The 18,682-nt window shown below is 63.0% G+C and carries 17 protein-coding genes; 15 read left to right on the forward strand and 2 right to left on the reverse strand.

Annotated features, from left to right (window positions below; genetic code table 11):
* Positions 1 to 37 precede the first annotated feature (37 nt).
* From lpxD to lpxB, 5 genes are read left to right on the forward strand one after another with little or no spacing between them, the layout of a single operon-like run.
* Positions 38 to 1,102 (forward strand): UDP-3-O-(3-hydroxymyristoyl)glucosamine N-acyltransferase, encoded by a 1,065-nt coding sequence (lpxD, locus tag NT26_RS07690; protein ID WP_052638226.1) that lies wholly within the window; start codon positions 38 to 40, stop codon positions 1,100 to 1,102.
* On the forward strand, positions 1,095 to 1,562 hold the full coding sequence (gene fabZ, locus NT26_RS07695; RefSeq protein WP_052638227.1) for a 3-hydroxyacyl-ACP dehydratase FabZ: 468 nt from the start codon (positions 1,095 to 1,097) through the stop codon (positions 1,560 to 1,562). The genes lpxD and fabZ overlap by 8 nt, the downstream gene beginning before the upstream one ends.
* Positions 1,559 to 2,374 carry an acyl-ACP--UDP-N-acetylglucosamine O-acyltransferase gene (gene lpxA, locus NT26_RS07700; RefSeq protein WP_052638228.1) on the forward strand — a complete coding sequence of 272 codons (816 nt, stop codon included), beginning with the start codon at positions 1,559 to 1,561 and terminating at the stop codon, positions 2,372 to 2,374. The genes fabZ and lpxA overlap by 4 nt, the downstream gene beginning before the upstream one ends.
* Before the next feature lie 3 nt (positions 2,375 to 2,377).
* Positions 2,378 to 3,259 carry an LpxI family protein gene (locus tag NT26_RS07705; protein WP_052638229.1) on the forward strand — a complete coding sequence of 294 codons (882 nt, stop codon included), beginning with the start codon at positions 2,378 to 2,380 and terminating at the stop codon, positions 3,257 to 3,259.
* A complete protein-coding gene (gene lpxB, locus NT26_RS07710) occupies positions 3,256 to 4,434 on the forward strand; it encodes a lipid-A-disaccharide synthase (protein WP_052638230.1) in 1,179 nt (392 codons plus the stop codon). Before NT26_RS07705 ends, lpxB begins: the two co-directional genes overlap by 4 nt.
* Positions 4,435 to 4,465: 31 nt before the next feature.
* Here the strand turns inward: lpxB and gltA are convergent, their stop codons facing one another.
* Positions 4,466 to 5,755 carry a citrate synthase gene (gltA, locus tag NT26_RS07715; RefSeq protein ID WP_052638231.1) on the reverse strand — a complete coding sequence of 430 codons (1,290 nt, stop codon included), beginning with the start codon at positions 5,753 to 5,755 and terminating at the stop codon, positions 4,466 to 4,468.
* Between the two features lie 275 nt (positions 5,756 to 6,030).
* On the opposite strand from gltA, the gene NT26_RS07720 reads away from it, so the two are divergent.
* Positions 6,031 to 8,523, forward strand: a complete 2,493-nt coding sequence (locus NT26_RS07720) for a ComEC/Rec2 family competence protein (protein WP_082077797.1) — start codon at positions 6,031 to 6,033, stop codon at positions 8,521 to 8,523.
* Here the strand turns inward: NT26_RS07720 and lexA are convergent.
* A complete protein-coding gene (gene lexA, locus NT26_RS07725; protein WP_052638232.1) occupies positions 8,504 to 9,220 on the reverse strand; it encodes a transcriptional repressor LexA in 717 nt (238 codons plus the stop codon). The genes NT26_RS07720 and lexA overlap by 20 nt on opposite strands.
* Positions 9,221 to 9,426: 206 nt before the next feature.
* Here lexA and kdsA point away from each other — a divergent pair, with 206 nt between their 5' ends.
* From kdsA to lpdA, 9 genes are all read left to right on the forward strand, one after another.
* Entirely contained in the window at positions 9,427 to 10,269 is an 843-nt protein-coding gene (gene kdsA / locus NT26_RS07730; RefSeq protein WP_052641957.1) for a 3-deoxy-8-phosphooctulonate synthase, read from the forward strand.
* Between the two features lie 95 nt (positions 10,270 to 10,364).
* Positions 10,365 to 11,639 (forward strand): phosphopyruvate hydratase, encoded by a 1,275-nt coding sequence (eno, locus tag NT26_RS07735; protein ID WP_052638233.1) that lies wholly within the window; start codon positions 10,365 to 10,367, stop codon positions 11,637 to 11,639.
* 134 nt (positions 11,640 to 11,773) lie between these two features.
* Positions 11,774 to 12,091 (forward strand): FtsB family cell division protein, encoded by a 318-nt coding sequence (locus NT26_RS07740; protein WP_052638234.1) that lies wholly within the window; start codon positions 11,774 to 11,776, stop codon positions 12,089 to 12,091.
* A 150-nt stretch (positions 12,092 to 12,241) separates the two neighbouring features.
* A complete protein-coding gene (gene pdhA, locus NT26_RS07745; protein WP_052638235.1) occupies positions 12,242 to 13,288 on the forward strand; it encodes a pyruvate dehydrogenase (acetyl-transferring) E1 component subunit alpha in 1,047 nt (348 codons plus the stop codon).
* Positions 13,289 to 13,307: 19 nt separating this feature from the next.
* Positions 13,308 to 14,738: a pyruvate dehydrogenase complex E1 component subunit beta gene (locus NT26_RS07750; RefSeq protein WP_052638236.1), complete on the forward strand. Its 1,431-nt coding sequence runs from the start codon at positions 13,308 to 13,310 to the stop codon at positions 14,736 to 14,738.
* A 13-nt stretch (positions 14,739 to 14,751) separates the two neighbouring features.
* Positions 14,752 to 16,125 carry a pyruvate dehydrogenase complex dihydrolipoamide acetyltransferase gene (locus NT26_RS07755; protein ID WP_052638237.1) on the forward strand — a complete coding sequence of 458 codons (1,374 nt, stop codon included), beginning with the start codon at positions 14,752 to 14,754 and terminating at the stop codon, positions 16,123 to 16,125.
* Positions 16,126 to 16,138: 13 nt separating this feature from the next.
* Positions 16,139 to 16,780, forward strand: coding sequence for an SGNH/GDSL hydrolase family protein (locus tag NT26_RS07760; RefSeq protein WP_052638238.1), 642 nt, complete (start codon positions 16,139 to 16,141; stop codon positions 16,778 to 16,780).
* Positions 16,781 to 16,877: 97 nt separating this feature from the next.
* Positions 16,878 to 17,117: an HP1242/YdcH family protein gene (locus NT26_RS07765; RefSeq protein WP_052638239.1), complete on the forward strand. Its 240-nt coding sequence runs from the start codon at positions 16,878 to 16,880 to the stop codon at positions 17,115 to 17,117.
* A gap of 73 nt (positions 17,118 to 17,190) precedes the next feature.
* The gene (gene lpdA, locus NT26_RS07770) at positions 17,191 to 18,636 is read left to right on the forward strand and encodes a dihydrolipoyl dehydrogenase (RefSeq protein WP_052638240.1); all 1,446 of its coding nucleotides are present in this window, start codon (positions 17,191 to 17,193) and stop codon (positions 18,634 to 18,636) included.
* The last annotated feature ends 46 nt before the right edge of the window (positions 18,637 to 18,682 follow it).

The following is an 18,682-nucleotide window of genomic DNA, read 5'->3' on the forward strand; positions in this document are numbered from 1 at the left end:
GACTGCGGCCAGATCTGACCTGGAGTTAAATGGCCTGATGGATTCAAATGAGTTCTTTCCGCCCCACGAGGGGGTCAGCCTGCGCGAGCTGGCTGCCCATCTTGGGGCCGAACTGCTTGATTCTTCCGCCGGAGACCGGATCATCTGTTCCGTTGCCCCGCTGTCACGTGCTGGCGAGGGGCAACTGTGCTACCTGCGCTCCCGCAAGGACCGCGAGGAACTCGCAAGCTGCAGGGCCTCGGCGATCCTTTGCGACGCGTCCCTGCAGTCACTGATACCTGATCATATAGCAGTCCTTCGCATCGCCACTCCCCATACCGCCTTTGCCCAGGCGGGCGCGTTGCTTCATCCGATCGCCATGCGCCCCTCGCCATTCACGTCGCATACCGGTGGCATCCATCCATCCGCCTTCGTGGATCCTACGGCAAGGCTGGAGCCCGGGGTCGAGGTGGAGCCGATGGCAGTGATTGGCGCCCGGGCGGAGATCGGCACGGGAACCCGCATCGGGGCGGGTGCGATCGTCGGATCTGACGTGAAGATCGGCCGCGACTGCACGATTGCCGGCGGCGCTTCGGTCATTGCGTCGCTGATCGGCAATGGCGTCATCATCCACAACGGCGCCCGGATCGGACAGGACGGCTTCGGCTATGCGCCGGGGCCTGCAGGTATGCTGAAGATCGTGCAGATCGGCCGGGTGATCATCCAGGACAATGTCGAGATCGGTGCGAATACTACGATCGATCGCGGCACGATGGATGATACGGTCATCGGCGAGGGCACGAAGATCGATAACCAGGTGCAGATCGCCCACAATGTCCGGATCGGCCGGCATTGCGGAATCGTCAGCGGCGTCGGCATTGCCGGGTCTACCACCATCGGCAACGGCGTGATGATTGGCGGCGCCAGCGGTGTCAATGGCCATATCACCATCGGCGACGGTGCTCAGATTGCGGCGATGAGCGGCGTCATGTCGGATCTCGCGCCCGGCGCCCGTGTTGGCGGCGTTCCGGCCCGGCCACTCAAGGATTTCTTCCGTGACGTCGCCGCAGCAATGGCGCGGTCCGACGAGCGTGCGAAGCGAAGAGGAGACAGGAATGAGTGAACAGGCGGCCACGACGCTCGGGTCGGCGGATATTCTCGAGATCATGAAGCTCTTGCCGCACCGGTATCCATTCCTGCTTGTGGACCGGATCATCGAGATCGACGGCGACGATTCCGCGATAGGCATCAAGAACGTCACCGCCAACGAGCCGCATTTCACCGGCCACTTTCCGGAGCAGCCTATCATGCCGGGCGTCCTGCTGGTCGAGGGCATGGCCCAGACGGCGGGCGCCATCTGCGCCCGCAAGCAAGGGCAGGGCGGCGACCTCGTTTATTTCATGACCATCGACAATGCCCGTTTCCGCAAGCCAGTCGTGCCCGGCGATCGGGTCGAATTCCGTGTGAAGAAGCAGAAGCAGCGCGGCAATATCTGGAAGTTCCACTGCGACGCCTATGTGGATGACGCGCTGGTCGCGGAAGCCGATATCGGTGCCATGATCCGCCCAAAGGGTGACCAATGAGCCGGATCGCATCCACCGCCCGCATCCATCCGATGGCGATTGTCGAGGACGGTGCCACGATCGGTGAGAATGTCACCATCGGGCCCTTCTGCACGATCGGGAGGGACGTCGTGCTCAAGGACGATGTCGAGGTTGTCTCCAACGCGGTCGTGACGGGCAAGACCGAGATCGGCAAGGGCTGTCGCATCTTCCCCATGGCAGTCATCGGCGGTCTTTCGCAGAGCCTTCACGAGGCCGGCGAAGACTCGACCCTGACCATTGGCGACAATTGCACGATGCGTGAAGGCGTGACCATCAACATGGGCACGGTCGGCGGTGGCGGCAGGACGGTGATCGGCAACGACTGCCTCTTCCTCGCCAATTCTCACGTCGCCCATGACTGCATCCTCGGCAACGGCATCGTCATGTCGAACAACGTCATGCTGGCGGGGCACGTGAAGGTCGATGACCGCGCAATTCTCGGCGGAGGCTCCGCCGTTCACCAGTTCAACCGCATCGGGCGCAACGCCTTCATCGGTGGCCTCACTGCCGTGAACTATGACGTCATTCCCTATGGCATGCTGAACGGCAATCCCGGCATCCTGGCGGGCTTGAATATCGTCGGCATGACGCGTGCGGGCATCGACCGCGCGACCATCCATCGGGTTCGCAAGGCCTTCAAGCAGATCTTCGAGGGCGAAGGGAATATCCGCAACAATGCTGCGGCGATCCGGGATGAGTATGTCGATTGTCGCGAGGTCATCGAGATCCTCGACTTCATCGCGGCCGACAGCGATCGGGCGATCTCCTCTCCGTTCCGCGGCAAAGCCTGATCCATGGTTGTCCGCCCGGCCCCCATCGGCAAGGGGCGGCTTGCCATCGTCGCCGGCTGGGGGCAGTTGCCTCTCTATCTTGCGGAAGCCGCTCGCGAGGCGGGTGAAGATCCGGTTATCGTCGCACTGGCAGATGAAGCCGACCGTAGTTTCGAGGGCTTCGAGACGCTGAGCGCAGGCGTTGGCGATCTTGCCGGAATCGAACGATTCATCCGCGAAAAGGGTGTCGGTCGGGTGGTGATGTCGGGAGCGGTCAGGCGGCGTCCCGAACTGCACGATATCCGCCCGACCTTCCGGACGCTGCTGCAGGTGCCTGCAGTTATCCGCACGCTGGTCTCCGGCGGCGACGACGCTGTCCTCCAGATGGTCATCAAGCTGTTCGAGGGCATGGGGTGCCGGGTGCTTGGCGCGCACGAGATAGCTCCTGGACTCTTGGCGCGCACCGGCCCGCTGACGAGCGCCCGGCCAGCGGCAGAAGATCTGCGCGATATCGAGCAGGCGGTCGAGGCGGCCCTGGCGCTGGGACGGCTGGATGTCGGGCAAGGCGCGGTCAGCGTCGGCGGGCGCGTCGTCGCTCTGGAAGGCGCGGAGGGGACGGATCAAATGCTCGAGCGCGTTGTGGAGCTTCGCCGGGAAGGGCGGATCTCCCAGCGCCGGAGAGGCGTTCTCGTCAAGCTGTGCAAGCCACAGCAGGATGTCCGGGCCGATCTACCGGCAATGGGGCTCTCGACGGTGGAAAATGCATCCCGCGCCGGCCTTGCCGGCATTGCGGTCGAAGCGGGCCGGTCGCTGGTACTGGAGGAGCAGGCACTGGTTGCGGCGGCCGATCGGGCGGGAATATTCGTCTGCGGGATCGATACTGGGCTTCCGAAGGGAGGGCTATGATGGCCAACGCATTGAAGGTTGCTGTCATCGCTGGCGAGGTCTCCGGCGATCTGCTGGGCGCCGACCTCGTCGCCGCGTTGAGGAAAGCCCATCCAGGCCCGGTAGAGCTTGTTGGCGTGGGTGGAGAGGCTCTTCAGGCTGAGGGCCTTCAGTCGCTGTTCGACTTCTCCGAATTGTCGATCATGGGCCTGACGCAGGTCTTGAAGCGCCTGCCGCAACTTCTCCGCCGCATCCGCCAGACGGCAGACGCCGTGATCGCCGCGAACCCGGATGTCCTCGTCATCGTGGACAGTCCGGATTTCACGCATCGCGTCGCACGACGGGTGAGGGCGGCGCTGCCGGACCTGCCGATCATCGACTATGTCTGCCCGAGCGTGTGGGCGTGGAAAGAATACCGCGCCAGAGCCATGGTGCCCTATGTCGACCATGTGCTGGCGGTGCTGCCGTTCGAGCCGGCCGCCATGCAGCGCCTCGGCGGACCGCCGACGACTTTCATCGGCCACCGATTGACGAGCGAGCCCGCGCTTCTCAAGGTTCGCGAGGTCCGCCGCGCTCGGGCGCAGAAGCAGCCAGGCGACGCGCATACGCTGTTGCTGCTCCCCGGTTCACGCGCCGCCGAAATCCGCCAGCTGCTTCCGATTTTCGGCCAGGCGGCGGCGGAACTGGCCGGGCGGGTGGGGCCGGTACGAGCTCTCCTGCCGACTGTGCCGCGGCAGGAGGCGCTGGTCCGCGAGATCGCTGCGACCTTGCCTGTCAGTGTGCACATTACCGTTTCGTCAGAGGAGAAGTGGGCGGCATTCGCAGAGGCGGATGCCGCGCTGGCTGCTTCCGGTACGGTGCTTCTGGAACTGGCCCTGTCCGGCGTACCTGCCGTTTCCGCCTACAAAGCTGATTGGCTGATCACGTTGATGTCGAAGCGCATCAAGATCTGGTCGGCCGCACTTCCCAACCTGATTGCCGACTACCCGGTTATTCCGGAGTATCTGAACGAGGTGGTGCGCCCCGGCAGCCTGTCCCGCTGGCTGGAGCGATTGGCTGGCGACACCCTGCAGCGGCGCGCGATGCTCGAGGGTTTCGACCTCACCTGGCAGCGCCTCCAGACACAGGTGCCGCCTGGAGAGGCGGCGGCGGGCATAGTTCTTGAGGTGATGGAAAGAAAAAAGCCCGGTCGATGACCGGGCTTTTTGCATTTCGATAGGTTCCAGATCAGCGCTTGGAGACGGGAACATAGTCCCGCTTCGGTGCCCCGGTATAGAGCTGCCGCGGGCGACCGATGCGCTGCTGCGGATCCTCGACCATTTCGGCCCACTGGGCGATCCAGCCGACGGTACGGGCAAGCGCGAACAGCACGGTGAACATGGTGGTCGGGAAGCCCATCGCCTTCAGAGTGATGCCCGAATAGAAGTCGATGTTCGGGTAGAGCTTCTTCTCGATGAAGTACTCGTCCGTCAGGGCGATGCGCTCCAGCTCCATGGCGACCTGCAGCAGCGGGTCGTCCTTGTGGCCGAGTTCGGCCAGGACCTCGTGCGTGGTCTTCTGCATGATCTTGGCGCGCGGGTCGTAGTTCTTGTAGACGCGATGCCCGAAGCCCATCAGGCGGAACGGGTCGTTCTTGTCCTTCGCCCGGGCGATGAATTCCGGGATGCGATCGACGCTGCCGATTTCCGTGAGCATGTTGAGCGCAGCTTCGTTGGCGCCGCCATGCGCAGGGCCCCAGAGGCAGGCAATGCCGGCTGCAATGCAGGCGAACGGATTGGCGCCCGACGAACCGGCGAGGCGGACCGTCGACGTGGAGGCATTCTGCTCATGGTCGGCGTGCAGGATGAAGATGCGATCCATGGCACGGGCGAGGACCGGGTTCACCTTGTATTCCTCGCAAGGGACGGCGAAGCACATGCGCAGGAAGTTCGACGCGTAGTCGAGATCGTTCTGCGGGTAAACGAAGGGCTGGCCGACATGGTACTTGTAGGCCATCGCGGCGATCGTCGGCATCTTGGCGATCATGCGCAGCGAAGCGACCATCCGCTGATGCGGGTCGGTGATGTCGGTAGAGTCGTGATAGAAGGCCGAGAGAGCGCCGACACAGCCGCACATGACCGCCATGGGGTGGGCGTCACGGCGGAAACCGGTGAAGAAGCGCGTCATCTGCTCGTGCACCATGGTGTGGTGCGTGACGCGGTAGTCGAAGTCCTTCTTCTGCGCAGCGGTCGGCAGTTCGCCGTAGAGAAGCAGATAGCAGGTTTCGAGGAAGTCGCCGTGCTCGGCCAGCTGCTCGATCGGGTAGCCGCGATGCAGCAGGACGCCTTCGTCCCCGTCGATGTAGGTGATCTTCGATTCGCACGAAGCGGTAGAGGTAAATCCGGGGTCGTAGGTGAAGGCCCCGGTTTCCTTGTAGAGGGCACCGATGTCGATAACGTCCGGACCGATCGTTCCGGATTTCACGCCCAACTCGACGTTCTTGTTACCCAGTACCAGATTTGCGCTCTTATCCGTCATGCTGATCCTCCAAACTGTTGGCGGCGGGGCGTCTCAAAACGCCACAAGAATTAAGCGTAGTGTGTTGCTATATGATCCGGTCGCCGCTGCCAAGCACTGCGGAGGTCTAATTGTGCGGTGCCGAAATCGCTTCTGCTGTCGAGCCTTGGATGCGGTTAACGATCCGCCAACGGACCGGAGCATGACCTGGAGGTTGGTGCAACCGACTTGCAGTTATGGATTGCATTTCGCCTGCCCTGGTTGCATTCTTCCTCCGGTGGAGCGGGTGGACGCGGATGCCGCAGCAGGGCCTACTTCGGGAGCAGTCCGGGCCGGGTGTGGTTTCCGCTCCCGCAGTGGCAGGCAGCGTCCGTGATGCTGGCGAGAGGCCGGCGCCGATCCTTGCAGATATCCGGTTTCGAAGACCGGAGCCGTTGAGCCTCGTCAACGTCGCGCGGTTGATGGAACGCCTTCCGGCGCAGGTGCGCAGGCTGCTGGAGGAGGAAGTCGCCCATGGCCACGCCTTCCTGTTCCTGCCCGTGCTTGTCGGGGCCGGTGCGGTCTTCTGGTTCACGCTTCCCCGCGATCCGCCGGCGCAAATCCCGCTGGTGCTCTTCCTCGCGTTCGCAATCGCGGCGATCGTCGTCCAACACCGTTCCGGAAGGCTCCCGCTGCTTCTCTTTGCGCCGACGCTTGTTCTGGCGGGGATGGCCCTTGCGCAGTTCGAGACCTGGCGGCATGCCACCGTGATCCTCGACTCCCCCGTTACCACGACCGTTGCAGGCGAGGTGCATCGACGCGAGCCGGCGGGTGAAGGCAGGTGGCGCTACTTCATTCGTGTTCAGCAAACGGAGCAGCCGACCCTCAGGCGACCGCCGAGCGACGTGGTTCTTCTCGCCCGCGGCAAGCACCGGCCATTCGAGGCAGGCGATGCCATCCGGGGGCGCGCCCGTCTGTCTCCGCCTTCCGGGCCTGCGCTGCCCGGCCTGAATGATTTTGCCTTCCGCTCCTTTCATGATGGCATCGGGGCGATTGGCTTCTTCTACGGTGCGCCACAGGCGGCAGTCCCTTCGCAGGCCGCAGCGCTGGACTGGGGCCGGGCCCTCGAGAGATGGATCTTCTCCCTGCGCAGCATGATCGCCGACCGGATACGCAGCGTAGTACCAGGGGACGCGGGTGCGTTCGCAGCAGCCATTGTCACCGATGAGAGACGTGCGATCTCCCGAGAAACGACGGAGGCCCTGCGCATCTCCGGCCTTGCCCATATCGTGGCGATCTCCGGGCTCAACATGGCGCTTGCGGCCGGTATCTTCTTCGTCGGACTGCGCAGTTGCCTCTGCCTCTTCACCGGCTTCGCCCAGGCGTGGCCGGTGAAGAAGATCGCCGCCACCGGGGCGCTGCTCATGGCCACTGCCTACTATCTCGTCTCCGGCTTTGCGGTCTCTGCAGAGCGAGCCTACTTGATGATGGCGGTGATGCTCATCGCCGTATGGTTCGACCGCGCCGCAATCAGCCTTCGCAATATCGCATTGGCGGCCCTCATCATGCTGGCAATGGCCCCCTCCGAGATCATGGGGCCGAGCTTCCAGATGTCATTCGCGGCGACGGCCGCGCTGGTCGCGGGTTATGCCTATTGGAGCCGGCGCGGCGCAGGGGAGGATCCGGAACCATCGATCTTCGCCCGGGGCAGGCTCGCGCCGGTGCTGACCGGCTGGCACTGGATGGCGGGGATTTTTGCAACTTCGCTGATCGGCGGATTGTCGACGGCGATCTATTCGATGGAGCACTTTCACCGGCTTGCCGGCTATGGCCTGGCGGCCAACCTCGCCGTCATGCCGATCATCTCGTTCGTGGTCATGCCGGCCGGCCTGCTTGGCATGTTGCTGATGCCGCTCGGGCTCGACGCGCCCCTCCTGAAACTGATGGGTCTGGGGCTGGAGGCGGTCATCGCGGTCGCAAAGCACGTGGCCAGCTGGGGTGGAGACGTCGGCACCGGCCGGCAGCACCCCTGGTTCCTGTCGATCGCCTCGATCGGGTTCCTGATCCTCGCCCTGTTGCGCACCCGGCTTCGGCTGGTCGGCGTACCGATCATGGCGCTCGCCTTCGCGCTGAGCTCGCAGGCGAACCGACTGCCCCAACCTGATATTCTGATCTCCGACGACGGCGCGCTGGTGGCACTGTGGAACGATGGCGTTGCCACCAACCGCACGCGCTCGCCGGCGTTTGTCTTCGACCAGTGGCAGCGCGCTCTGCTGCTTCCCGAGCCCGTCCCTCCGGTCATGTCTCCGGCAAGTGACCTCGGCATTGCGGCGGCAGGCCATCCTTCTGTGAAAGCCGCGCTGACGGACGAGCAGCGTGACCGGATCCGTTCGGAGATGTCGTCAACGCTCGCTCTCGCCGCAGCTGATGCGGGCCGGTTCCATTGCCTGCCCAAGCTGTGGTGCGTGGCGGTGGCCCGTGAGGGCGGAGTCAGTATTGCCGTGGTTGAGGATCCGCGACTTGCGGGAAGCGCCTGCGATCTGGCGGCGCTGGTTGTCGCCCCTCGCGCGCGGTTCGACGAATGTCGCTCGGGTGCCGTGCTGTTGAACGGCGCAAGCCTGAGAAAGACTGGCGCGATCGAAATCTACTTGAATGGCAGTCCCGACCCGTCCCTGTGGCGGATCAACGCGGCCAGTGCCGGTACCCGCCGTCCGTGGACCAGCCACCGCTTCTATGACTGGCGCACCGACCGCTTCGACGAAACCCTTCCCGAACCGTTGCTTCGAATGATCAGTGGTAGCGGCGGATGAGGCCGACGAGCTTTCCCTGAACCTTCACCCGATCGGCGGGAAGGATGCGAGTCTCATAGGCCGGGTTGGCAGCCTCCAGCGCGATCGAGGCGCCGCGGCGGCGGAACCGCTTCAGCGTTGCCTCCTCTTCATCGACGAGGGCCACGACAATGTCCCCGGGGCTGGCTGTCTGGCCGTTGCGGATGATGACCGTATCGCCATCCAGGATCCCCGCCTCAATCATCGAGTCGCCCTTGACCTCCAGTGCATAGTGCTCGCCGGCGCCAAGCATTTCGACAGGCACCGCAATATCATGCGTATTGTTCTGGATTGCCGAGATCGGCACGCCCGCCGCGATGCGTCCCATGACCGGCACGCTCGTGCTTGCGTTCTCGTTGCTTGCGGCGATCGGCGAGGGGGGCGGTGCCGGCTTCTGCTTGCCAAGGCTGCCCTCGATGACGCTCGGCGAGAAGCCGCGGCGCGGCTGCAGGCTGGTGCTGTAGGCTTCCGGCAGCTTGATGACCTCGAGTGCTCGCGCCCGATTGGGCAGCCGGCGGATGAAGCCACGCTCCTCGAGCGCCGTGATCAGCCGGTGAATGCCCGACTTCGACGCCAGATCGAGCGCATCCTTCATCTCGTCGAAGGACGGAGGCACGCCCGACTCCTTCATCCTCTCGTGAATGAAAAGAAGCAGTTCCTGCTGTTTGCGCGTGAGCATCCGGGTTCCCTGACGATGAAACAAATACGGAACAGACCATATATGTTCCGGGTGTGTTCCGCAAGGCTAAAGTTCCAGCTGCGTCGGCGCGCTTATGCCTTGGCTCCGTGACAGAGGCGGTGGTTGCTGTTATGGACATCGCGTCCGCCGCAGCCGGGTCCACGCGACGGAGCAGATGCCGCTTGAAAAGGAGTGCCGCCATGGACATGAAGCCCAATCCCGAAGTTGTCGTGGGTGACGGCGAAGGCCGGGTGCTGTTCTCCCAGTCGAGCCGCATCGCACTGATAGCGGGCCCCTGCCAGATGGAGAGCCGTGACCACGCCTTCATGATCGCCGGAAGGCTCAAGGAACTCTGCGCCGAGCTCGGGATCGGCCTCGTCTACAAGTCCTCCTTTGACAAGGCGAACCGGACATCTTTGTCGGGCAAGCGTGGCATCGGCCTGGACAAGGCCATGGAGATATTCGCGGACCTGAAGAAGGAGTTCGGATTCCCGGTGCTCACCGACGTTCATACCGAGGAGCATTGCGCGCTCGTCGCGCCGATAGTCGATATCCTGCAGATACCGGCCTTCCTTTGCCGCCAGACCGATCTGCTGATCGCCGCCGCAAAGACCGGTCGCGCCATCAACGTCAAGAAGGGCCAGTTCCTGGCGCCCTGGGACATGAAGAACGTCCAGGCCAAGTTCACCGCAAGCGGCAATCCGAACGTGCTTCTCTGCGAGCGTGGCGCCTCCTTCGGCTACAATACGCTGGTCTCGGACATGCGCTCGCTGCCGATCATGGCCGCCATGGGGTCGCCGGTCGTCTTCGATGCCACCCATTCCGTGCAGCAGCCCGGCGGGCAGGGCGGTTCATCCGGTGGCCAGCGCGAATTCGTCGAGACGCTGGCGCGCGCGGCAGTGGCGGTCGGCGTCGCCGGCCTCTTCATCGAGACGCACGAGGACCCGGACAATGCGCCCTCCGATGGCCCGAACATGGTTCATCTGAAAGACATGCGACGGCTCCTGGAAAAGCTTCTGGCCTTCGATGCCGTCGCCAAGGCTGCCTAGGCGCCGCAGCGGGAGCCGGATTGTAATTCGCCTGTCATCGATTAAGAGACATTGTCGATAACCGCAGGGCATTGGGTTTACCTCAGGGAGAGATCATGACCGCCATTACCGATATCATCGCACGCGAAATCCTCGACAGCCGCGGCAATCCGACCGTGGAGGTCGATGTCTACCTGGAGGATGGCAGCATGGGCCGCGCGGCTGTCCCCTCGGGCGCTTCCACCGGCGCCCACGAGGCGGTGGAACTGCGCGATGGCGGCAAGCGCTATGGCGGCAAGGGCGTTGAGAAGGCGGTCGAGGCGGTCAATACCGAGATTTTCGATGCCATCGGCGGCTTCGATGCCGAAAGCCAGATCCACATCGACAAGACTTTGATCGCCCTCGATGGCACGCCCAACAAGTCGCGCCTCGGCGCCAATGCCATACTGGGTGTCTCGCTCGCCGTTGCCAAGGCAGCGGCCGATTCCTCCGGCCTGCCGCTCTACCGCTATGTCGGCGGCGCCGGCGCACATGTCCTGCCGGTACCGATGATGAACATCATCAACGGCGGCGCTCATGCCGACAATCCGATCGACTTCCAGGAATTCATGATCATGCCGGTCGGCGCGGAGAGCCTTCGTGACGCGGTTCGTATCGGTGCGGAAGTGTTCCACGTCCTGAAGAAGGAACTCGCGGCCCAGGGCCACAACACCAATGTCGGCGACGAGGGTGGCTTTGCCCCGGGCCTGAAGAGCGCACCGGAAGCCCTCGATTTCATCATGCGCTCGGTGGAAAAGGCCGGCTACAAGCCCGGTGACGATGTCTGCCTCGCACTGGATTGCGCCTCGACCGAATTCTTCAAGGACGGCAAGTACGCCATGGAAGGCGAGGGCCGCACGTTGGAACCCGGTGCCATGGCCGAATACCTGGCGGAACTCGCCGGAAAATATCCGATCATCTCCATCGAGGACGGCATGGCCGAGGACGACTGGGATGGCTGGAAGTCGCTCACCGATCTCGTCGGCTCCAAGTGCCAGCTCGTTGGCGACGATCTTTTTGTCACGAACTCCGCCCGCCTGCGCGACGGCATCAAGATGGGTGTCGCCAACTCCATCCTCGTCAAGGTCAATCAGATCGGCTCGCTGACCGAGACGCTGGATGCCGTCGAGACCGCACACAAGGCCGCCTATACCGCGGTCATGTCGCACCGCTCGGGCGAGACAGAGGATTCGACCATCGCCGATCTGGCGGTCGCTACCAATTGCGGGCAGATCAAGACCGGATCGCTCTCGCGTTCGGACCGGCTTGCCAAGTACAACCAGCTGATCCGTATCGAAGAAATGCTGGGCCCGCAGGCAGTCTATGCCGGCAGGTCCATTCTCAAGGCCTGATTCATCAGGCAAACATTGAATTCGCAAGGAAAGCCCGGTTCGCCGGGCTTTCTGCGTTTTGGGCGGTCAACGATTGCTTAAGCAAGTTCTGCGAATTTGACGCATCGTAATGCGTTTCGAGGATGTGGCGGGGCATGTGGACCAAGCACCATAAGGAAAGAAAACTCGGTCGATTCGTGCTCCCGCTCATAACCGTCGCCTTCCTTTCCTATTTCGGCTATCATTCGGTCAACGGCGAGCTCGGGCTCATTGCTACCGAAAACTTCGAGCGGCAGCGGCTCGATCGGCTGGCGGAACTCCAGCGACTGACAGACAAGCGGCAGGCTCTGGAGCGTCAGGTGCAGCTCCTCAGCGATGGTTCGCTGGAAAAAGACATGCTGGACGAGATCGCGCGTTACCAGTTGAACGTCGCGCGCGAGGACGAAATCGTGATCTTCAACAACTATTTCTAGGTTAACCAGATTTCGGTTAACATGAATTCATGTCGTATTATCAGCGGGTTGTATGGAATGCGAGCCATGCATTTATGGCATTGCTGGGGTGCCTTTTCTTCCCTATGGTAACGGCCTGAACAAGACCTGCAGCACATGAGGGAGGGATGAATGGCGCCGAGAAAAACCGCGTCTGTATCCGGCCGCAAATCCGCGGCAAAGCCTGCAAGAAAAGATTTCACCGGCGGCACGATTGCCGAGTTCGACAAGGAGCAGGAGCTCCAGGCTTACCGCGACATGCTGCTGATCAGGCGGTTTGAGGAGAAGGCCGGCCAGCTCTATGGCATGGGGTTCATCGGCGGCTTCTGTCACCTCTATATCGGCCAGGAAGCGGTCGTCGTCGGGATGCAGATGGCGCTCAAGGAAGGCGACCAGGTCATCACCGGCTATCGTGACCACGGCCACATGCTGGCCACCGGCATGAGTGCACGGGGCGTCATGGCAGAACTGACGGGACGTCGGGGCGGCTATTCCAAGGGGAAGGGCGGCTCCATGCACATGTTCTCCAAGGAAAAGCACTTCTACGGCGGCCACGGCATTGTCGGTGCCCAGGTCTCCCTCGGCACGGGTCTTGCCTTCGCCAACAAGTATCGCGGCAATGACAGCGTCTCGACTGCCTATTTCGGGGATGGCGCCGCCAACCAGGGGCAGGTCTATGAGAGCTTCAACATGGCCAACCTGTGGAAGCTGCCGATCGTCTATGTGATCGAGAACAACCGCTACGCCATGGGCACCTCCGTCTCGCGCGCCTCTGCGCAGACCGATTTCTCCCAGCGGGGCGCCTCCTTCGGCATTCCGGGATACCAGGTGGACGGGATGGACGTCCGCGCCGTCAAGGCTGCTGCGGACGAAGCGGTCTCCTACTGCCGCTCCGGCAAGGGCCCGATCATCTTGGAAATGCTCACCTACCGCTATCGCGGCCACTCCATGTCCGACCCGGCGAAGTACCGCTCCAAGGACGAAGTGCAGAAGATGCGTTCGGAACACGATCCGATCGAGCAGGTCAAGAACCGCCTGCTCGACAAGGGCTGGGCATCGGAAGACCAGTTGAAGACGATCGACAAGGACGTCCGCGACATCGTCTCCGACTCCGCCGACTTTGCCCAGAACGATCCGGAGCCGGATACCTCCGAGCTCTACACCGACATTCTGCTCTGAGACGGGGAGGGACACTAGAATGCCAATCGATATCCTCATGCCCGCCCTTTCTCCGACCATGGAAGAGGGCACCCTCAGCAAGTGGCTGAAGAAGGAAGGCGACACGGTCGCGTCCGGTGACGTCATTGCTGAAATCGAGACCGACAAGGCGACCATGGAAGTGGAAGCCGTGGATGAAGGCGTGATCGGCAAGCTGCTGGTCGAGGCCGGCACCGAAAACGTCAAGGTCAATACGCCGATTGCCGTGCTGCTGCAGGAAGGCGAGAACGCTGATTCCATTTCGGCGGAAAAGCCCGCCCAGCCGGAAGCGGCAAAGGCCGATGCCGATACGCCGGCCGCGACCTCGGACGCTGCAGGCGGCAAGGCGCGCGAAGCCAAGGACGAGCCTGCCTCGTCAGCCGACAACAAGGTCCCGGCACAGCCGAAGGTCGACGTCGCTGCCGATCCGGATATTCCGGAAGGCACCGAGATGGTCTCCACCACCGTCCGCGAAGCACTGCGTGACGCCATGGCCGAAGAAATGCGCCGTGACGAGACCGTCTTCGTCATGGGCGAGGAAGTTGCCGAATACCAGGGCGCCTACAAGGTGACCCAGGGCCTGCTGCAGGAATTCGGACCCCGCCGTGTCGTCGACACCCCGATCACCGAGCACGGCTTTGCCGGCGTCGGCGTCGGTGCGGCCATGGCCGGCCTTCGCCCGATCGTCGAGTTCATGACCTTCAACTTCGCCATGCAAGCGATTGACCAGATCATCAACTCTGCCGCCAAGACGCTTTACATGTCCGGCGGCCAGATGGGCGCGCCGATGGTCTTTCGCGGCCCGAACGGTGCTGCTGCCCGCGTGGCGGCCCAGCACAGCCAGGACTACGCGGCCTGGTATTCCAGCATTCCCGGCCTGAAGGTGGTCATGCCCTACACGGCGGCCGATGCGAAGGGCCTGCTGAAAGCGGCCATCCGGGATCCGAACCCGGTGATCTTCCTGGAAAACGAGATCCTCTACGGCCAGTCCTTCGACGTGCCGAAGATGGATGATTTCGTCCTGCCGATCGGCAAGGCCCGCATCCACAAGCAGGGCAAGGACGCGACGATCGTCTCCTTCGGCATCGGCATGACCTATGCGACGAAGGCGGTCGCCGAACTGGAGAAGGAAGGCATCGACGTCGAACTGATCGATCTCCGCACCCTGCGCCCGATGGACCTGCCCACCGTCATCGAATCGGTGAAGAAGACCGGCCGTCTCGTCACCGTCGAGGAAGGCTATCCGCAGAACTCGGTGGGCACGGAAATCGCCACCCGCGTCATGCAGCAGGCCTTTGACTATCTCGATGCGCCGATCCTGACGATTGCCGGCAAGGACGTGCCGATGCCTTATGCGGCCAACCTCGAGAAGCTGGCCCTGCCGAATGTCGGCGAGGTCGTCCAGGCGGTGAAGACCGTCTGCTACAAGTAAGGGGAGGCGTCCGATGCCGATCAACATCACCATGCCCGCCCTTTCTCCCACGATGGAAGAGGGCAATCTTGCCAAGTGGCTGGTCAAGGAAGGCGACAAGGTTGCCCCCGGCGACGTGATTGCTGAGATCGAGACCGACAAGGCGACCATGGAAGTGGAAGCCGTGGATGAAGGCACGGTGGCGAAGATCGTCGTCCCGGCCGGCACCGAGGCGGTCAAGGTCAACGCCCTGATCGCAATCCTCGCCGGTGAAGGCGAGGATGTGAAGGACGCCGCTGCCGCCGGTGGGGCATCGGCGGAAGCACCGAAGCCTGCCGCCGCTCCGGCCGAAGCCAAGGCGGAAGCGCCGAAAGCAGAAGCCGCCAAGCCGCAGGCGGAGCAGCCGGTAGCAGATGCGGCGCCCGCGGCCTCGACACCTGCGCCCAAGGCTGCCTCCGGCGAACGCATCTTCGCCTCGCCGCTGGCACGTCGTCTCGCCAAAGAAGCCGGGCTCGATCTGTCGGCCGTTTCCGGCTCGGGCCCGCATGGCCGCGTGGTCAAGGCGGACGTCGAGAAGGCTGCGGCCTCCGGTACGGCGAAAGCCGCGCCGGCTGCTGCTGCCGCATCCCAAGCGGCTGCCCCTGCCATGGCCAAGGGCCCCTCGGACGATGCGGTCCTCAAGCTCTTTGCCGAAGGCTCCTACGAACTCCTGCCGCATGACGGAATGCGCAAGACGATTGCATCACGCCTGACGGAATCGACGCAGACCGTTCCCTCCTACACCGTGTCGATGGATTGCGAGCTCGACGCGCTGATGAAGCTGCGCGCCGAGATCAACGCTTCGGCTCCCGTAAAGAAGACGGAGAAGGGCGAGGTTCCGGCCTTCAAGCTCTCGGTCAACGACTTCATCATCAAGGCGATGGCCCTCGCGCTGCGGGACGTGCCGATGGCGAATGCCTCCTGGACCTCGACGGCACGCGTGCTGCACAAGCATGCCGATGTTGGCGTGGCCGTTGCCATTCCCGACGGCCTGATCACGCCGATCGTCCGCAAGGCCGAGCAGAAGACGCTGTCCGCCATCTCCAACGAGGTGAAGGATCTCGCCAAGCGGGCGCGCGACAAGAAGCTGAAGCCTGAGGAATATCAGGGCGGCACAACGTCGGTTTCCAATCTCGGCATGTACGGCGTCTCCAGCTTCACCTCGATCGTCAACCTGCCGCAGGCTTCAATCGTCTCGATCGGCGCCGGCGTCGAGAAGCCGGTCGTCAGAAACGGCGAGATCAAGATCGGCACGGTCATGACGGCAACCTTCGCCTTCGATCATCGGGTCATCGATGGTGCCCTCGGCGCGGAGCTCGCCTCTGCCTTCAAGCGCTATGTCGAAAACCCGATGGCGATGCTCGTCTGACGCGGAAGAGCCGATGGCAAAGACCGTCCTCTGCTACGGTGACTCGCTCACCTGGGGTTACGATCCGGAAGGTCCGGGTCGTCACCTGTTTGAGGACCGCTGGCCAAGCGTGCTGCAGGCGGCTCTCGGTTCAGACGTCAATGTCATTGCGGAAGGCTTGAACGGTCGCACCACCGGCTATGACGATCACCTGGCGGATTGCGAGCGCAATGGCGTGAAGACGCTGCCGACGGTGTTGCACAGCCACATGCCGCTCGATCTCGTCATCCTCATGCTCGGCACGAACGACATGAAGCCCGTGATCGCCGGCACGGCGATTGCGGCGCGCCAGGGCATGCAGCGGCTGGTGGCGCTGGTCCGAAATCATGAATGGTCCTTCGACTACGAAGTTCCGGACATCCTCATCGTCGCGCCGCCGCCGCTTCGCGAGACTGCTGATCCCGTGTTCGCCGCCATGTTTGCCGGCGGCGTTGAGCAGTCGGCCATGCTCGCATCGCTCTACCGCGACCTCGCCGATGAACTCGGCTGCGGATTCTACGATGCGGCTTCGGCCGCGGAGACGACGCCACTCGACGGTGTTCATCTGGACGCCGAAAATACCCGGGCCCTCGGCAAGGGGCTCGAGCCTATCGTACGGATGATGTTGGGAATTTGACGCTCTTTGGTGACGGAATTGACTACGATCAAAGAGAAAGCAGGTGCGACGGATATGGCTGGTTCCATCGATTGATGGACAAAGAGGAGACCGAGCCATGTCGAACACGCCTCACGAAATTCACGACGAATTTCCGGAATACGCCGACAAGATCCATTCGCTGAAGGTCAGCAATGAGCATTTTGCCGGTCTGCTCGAGAACTATCGCGACGTCAATCGTGCGATCCATCGGGCTGAAACGGAAGTGGAGCCGGTCGGCGACGCGCATATGGAAGACATGCGCAAGCGCCGGATGGTTCTGAAGGATGAGATCTACGGGATGCTGGCCAAGGCGTAACGCCTGGTACTTCATCCCCCGGGAGGCTCGGCGAAAGCCGGGCCTGTTCCGACAGACAAGGAGATGAAGGCCCGTGTCCAACGCTTATGACGTCATCATCATCGGCTCCGGCCCCGGCGGCTACATCGCCGCGATCCGTGCGGCACAGCTTGGCATGAAGGTCGCGGTCGTCGAACGCGAGCACCTAGCCGGCATCTGCTCGAACTGGGGCTGCATCCCTACCAAGGCGCTGCTCCGGTCGGCTGACGTCATGCACAGCGCCAGCCATGCGAAGGACTACGGCCTGACGCTCGAAGGCTCGATCAAGCCCGACATCAAGGCGATCGTGGCCCGCTCCCGCGGCATCGCCCATCGCATGAACAACGGCGTCGGATTCCTGTTCAAGAAGAACAAGGTCGACATCATCTGGGGCGAGGCGAAGCTCACCAAGCCGGGCGAGGTGGTCGTCGGCAAGATCTCCAAGCCCATCGTCCAGCCGCAGGGCCCGGTGCCGAAGAACACCCTGGGCGAGGGCACCTATACCGCGAAGCACATCATCGTAGCGACCGGCGCGCGGCCGCGCGCACTGCCCGGCATCGAGCCGGACGGCAAGCTGATCTGGACCTATTTCGAGGCCATGAAGCCGGAGGAAATGCCGAAGTCGCTGCTCGTCATGGGCTCCGGCGCGATCGGCATCGAGTTTGCCAGCTTCTACCGCACCATGGGCGTCGACGTCACCGTCGTCGAGATCATGAAGCAGGTCATGCCGGTGGAAGATGCGGAGATCTCCGCACTGGCGAAGAAGCAGTTCGAGCGCCAGGGCATGAAGATCCTGCTCGAGGCCAAGGTCGCCAAGGTCGAGAAGGGCGCCGACTCCGTCACCGCCACGATCGAATTGAAGGATGGCAAGACGCAAGCGATCACCGCCGACCGGATGATCTCGGCCGTCGGTGTACAGGCTAATATCGAGGGCATTGGTCTGGAAGCGGTCGGGGTCAAGACGGACCGCGGCTTCATCGCGATCGACGGCTACGGCAAGACCAATGTCCCCGGCATCTATGCAATCGGCGATGTCGCCGGCCCGCCGCTGCTCGCCCACAAGGCCGAGCACGAGGCCGTCATCTGCATCGAGAAGATTGCCGGCCTGCCAAATGTTCATCCGATGGACAAGGCGAAGATCCCGGGCTGCACCTATTGCAACCCGCAGGTCGCCTCCGTCGGTCTGACGGAAGCGAAGGCGAAGGAAGAGGGCCGGGACGTCCGCGTCGGCCGCTTCCCCTTCGTCGCCAACGGCAAGGCGATCGCGCTCGGCGAAGACCAGGGTCTCGTCAAGACGATCTTCGACAAGAAGACCGGCGAACTCCTCGGCGCCCATATGGTCGGCGCGGAGGTGACCGAACTCATTCAAGGTTTCGTCGTCGCCATGAATCTCGAAACGACGGAAGAAGACCTGATGCACACGATCTTCCCGCATCCGACCATTTCGGAAACGATGAAGGAAAGCGTGCTGGATGCCTATGGCCGGGCCCTGAACGCCTGACCCGCTAAATCGGTGCCGGCTTGTTCCAGGGGCCGGTATCTCCCAC

The organism is Pseudorhizobium banfieldiae (genome assembly GCF_000967425.1).
GTDB lineage: Bacteria > Pseudomonadota > Alphaproteobacteria > Rhizobiales > Rhizobiaceae > Neorhizobium > Neorhizobium banfieldiae.

Excerpts from the sequence above, each read along its gene's own strand:
- lpxD (WP_052638226.1), top strand. The coding sequence starts at position 38 with ATGGATTCAAATGAGTTCTTTCCGCCCCACGAGGGGGTCAGCCTGCGC.
- fabZ (WP_052638227.1), top strand. The coding sequence starts at position 1,095 with ATGAGTGAACAGGCGGCCACGACGCTCGGGTCGGCGGATATTCTCGAG.
- lpxA (WP_052638228.1), top strand. The coding sequence starts at position 1,559 with ATGAGCCGGATCGCATCCACCGCCCGCATCCATCCGATGGCGATTGTC.
- NT26_RS07705 (WP_052638229.1), top strand. The coding sequence starts at position 2,378 with ATGGTTGTCCGCCCGGCCCCCATCGGCAAGGGGCGGCTTGCCATCGTC.
- lpxB (WP_052638230.1), top strand. The coding sequence starts at position 3,256 with ATGATGGCCAACGCATTGAAGGTTGCTGTCATCGCTGGCGAGGTCTCC.
- gltA (WP_052638231.1), bottom strand. The coding sequence starts at position 5,755 with ATGACGGATAAGAGCGCAAATCTGGTACTGGGTAACAAGAACGTCGAG.
- NT26_RS07720 (WP_082077797.1), top strand. The coding sequence starts at position 6,031 with ATGCCGCAGCAGGGCCTACTTCGGGAGCAGTCCGGGCCGGGTGTGGTT.
- lexA (WP_052638232.1), bottom strand. The coding sequence starts at position 9,220 with ATGCTCACGCGCAAACAGCAGGAACTGCTTCTTTTCATTCACGAGAGG.
- kdsA (WP_052641957.1), top strand. The coding sequence starts at position 9,427 with ATGAAGCCCAATCCCGAAGTTGTCGTGGGTGACGGCGAAGGCCGGGTG.
- eno (WP_052638233.1), top strand. The coding sequence starts at position 10,365 with ATGACCGCCATTACCGATATCATCGCACGCGAAATCCTCGACAGCCGC.
- NT26_RS07740 (WP_052638234.1), top strand. The coding sequence starts at position 11,774 with ATGTGGACCAAGCACCATAAGGAAAGAAAACTCGGTCGATTCGTGCTC.
- pdhA (WP_052638235.1), top strand. The coding sequence starts at position 12,242 with ATGGCGCCGAGAAAAACCGCGTCTGTATCCGGCCGCAAATCCGCGGCA.
- NT26_RS07750 (WP_052638236.1), top strand. The coding sequence starts at position 13,308 with ATGCCAATCGATATCCTCATGCCCGCCCTTTCTCCGACCATGGAAGAG.
- NT26_RS07755 (WP_052638237.1), top strand. The coding sequence starts at position 14,752 with ATGCCGATCAACATCACCATGCCCGCCCTTTCTCCCACGATGGAAGAG.
- NT26_RS07760 (WP_052638238.1), top strand. The coding sequence starts at position 16,139 with ATGGCAAAGACCGTCCTCTGCTACGGTGACTCGCTCACCTGGGGTTAC.
- NT26_RS07765 (WP_052638239.1), top strand. The coding sequence starts at position 16,878 with ATGTCGAACACGCCTCACGAAATTCACGACGAATTTCCGGAATACGCC.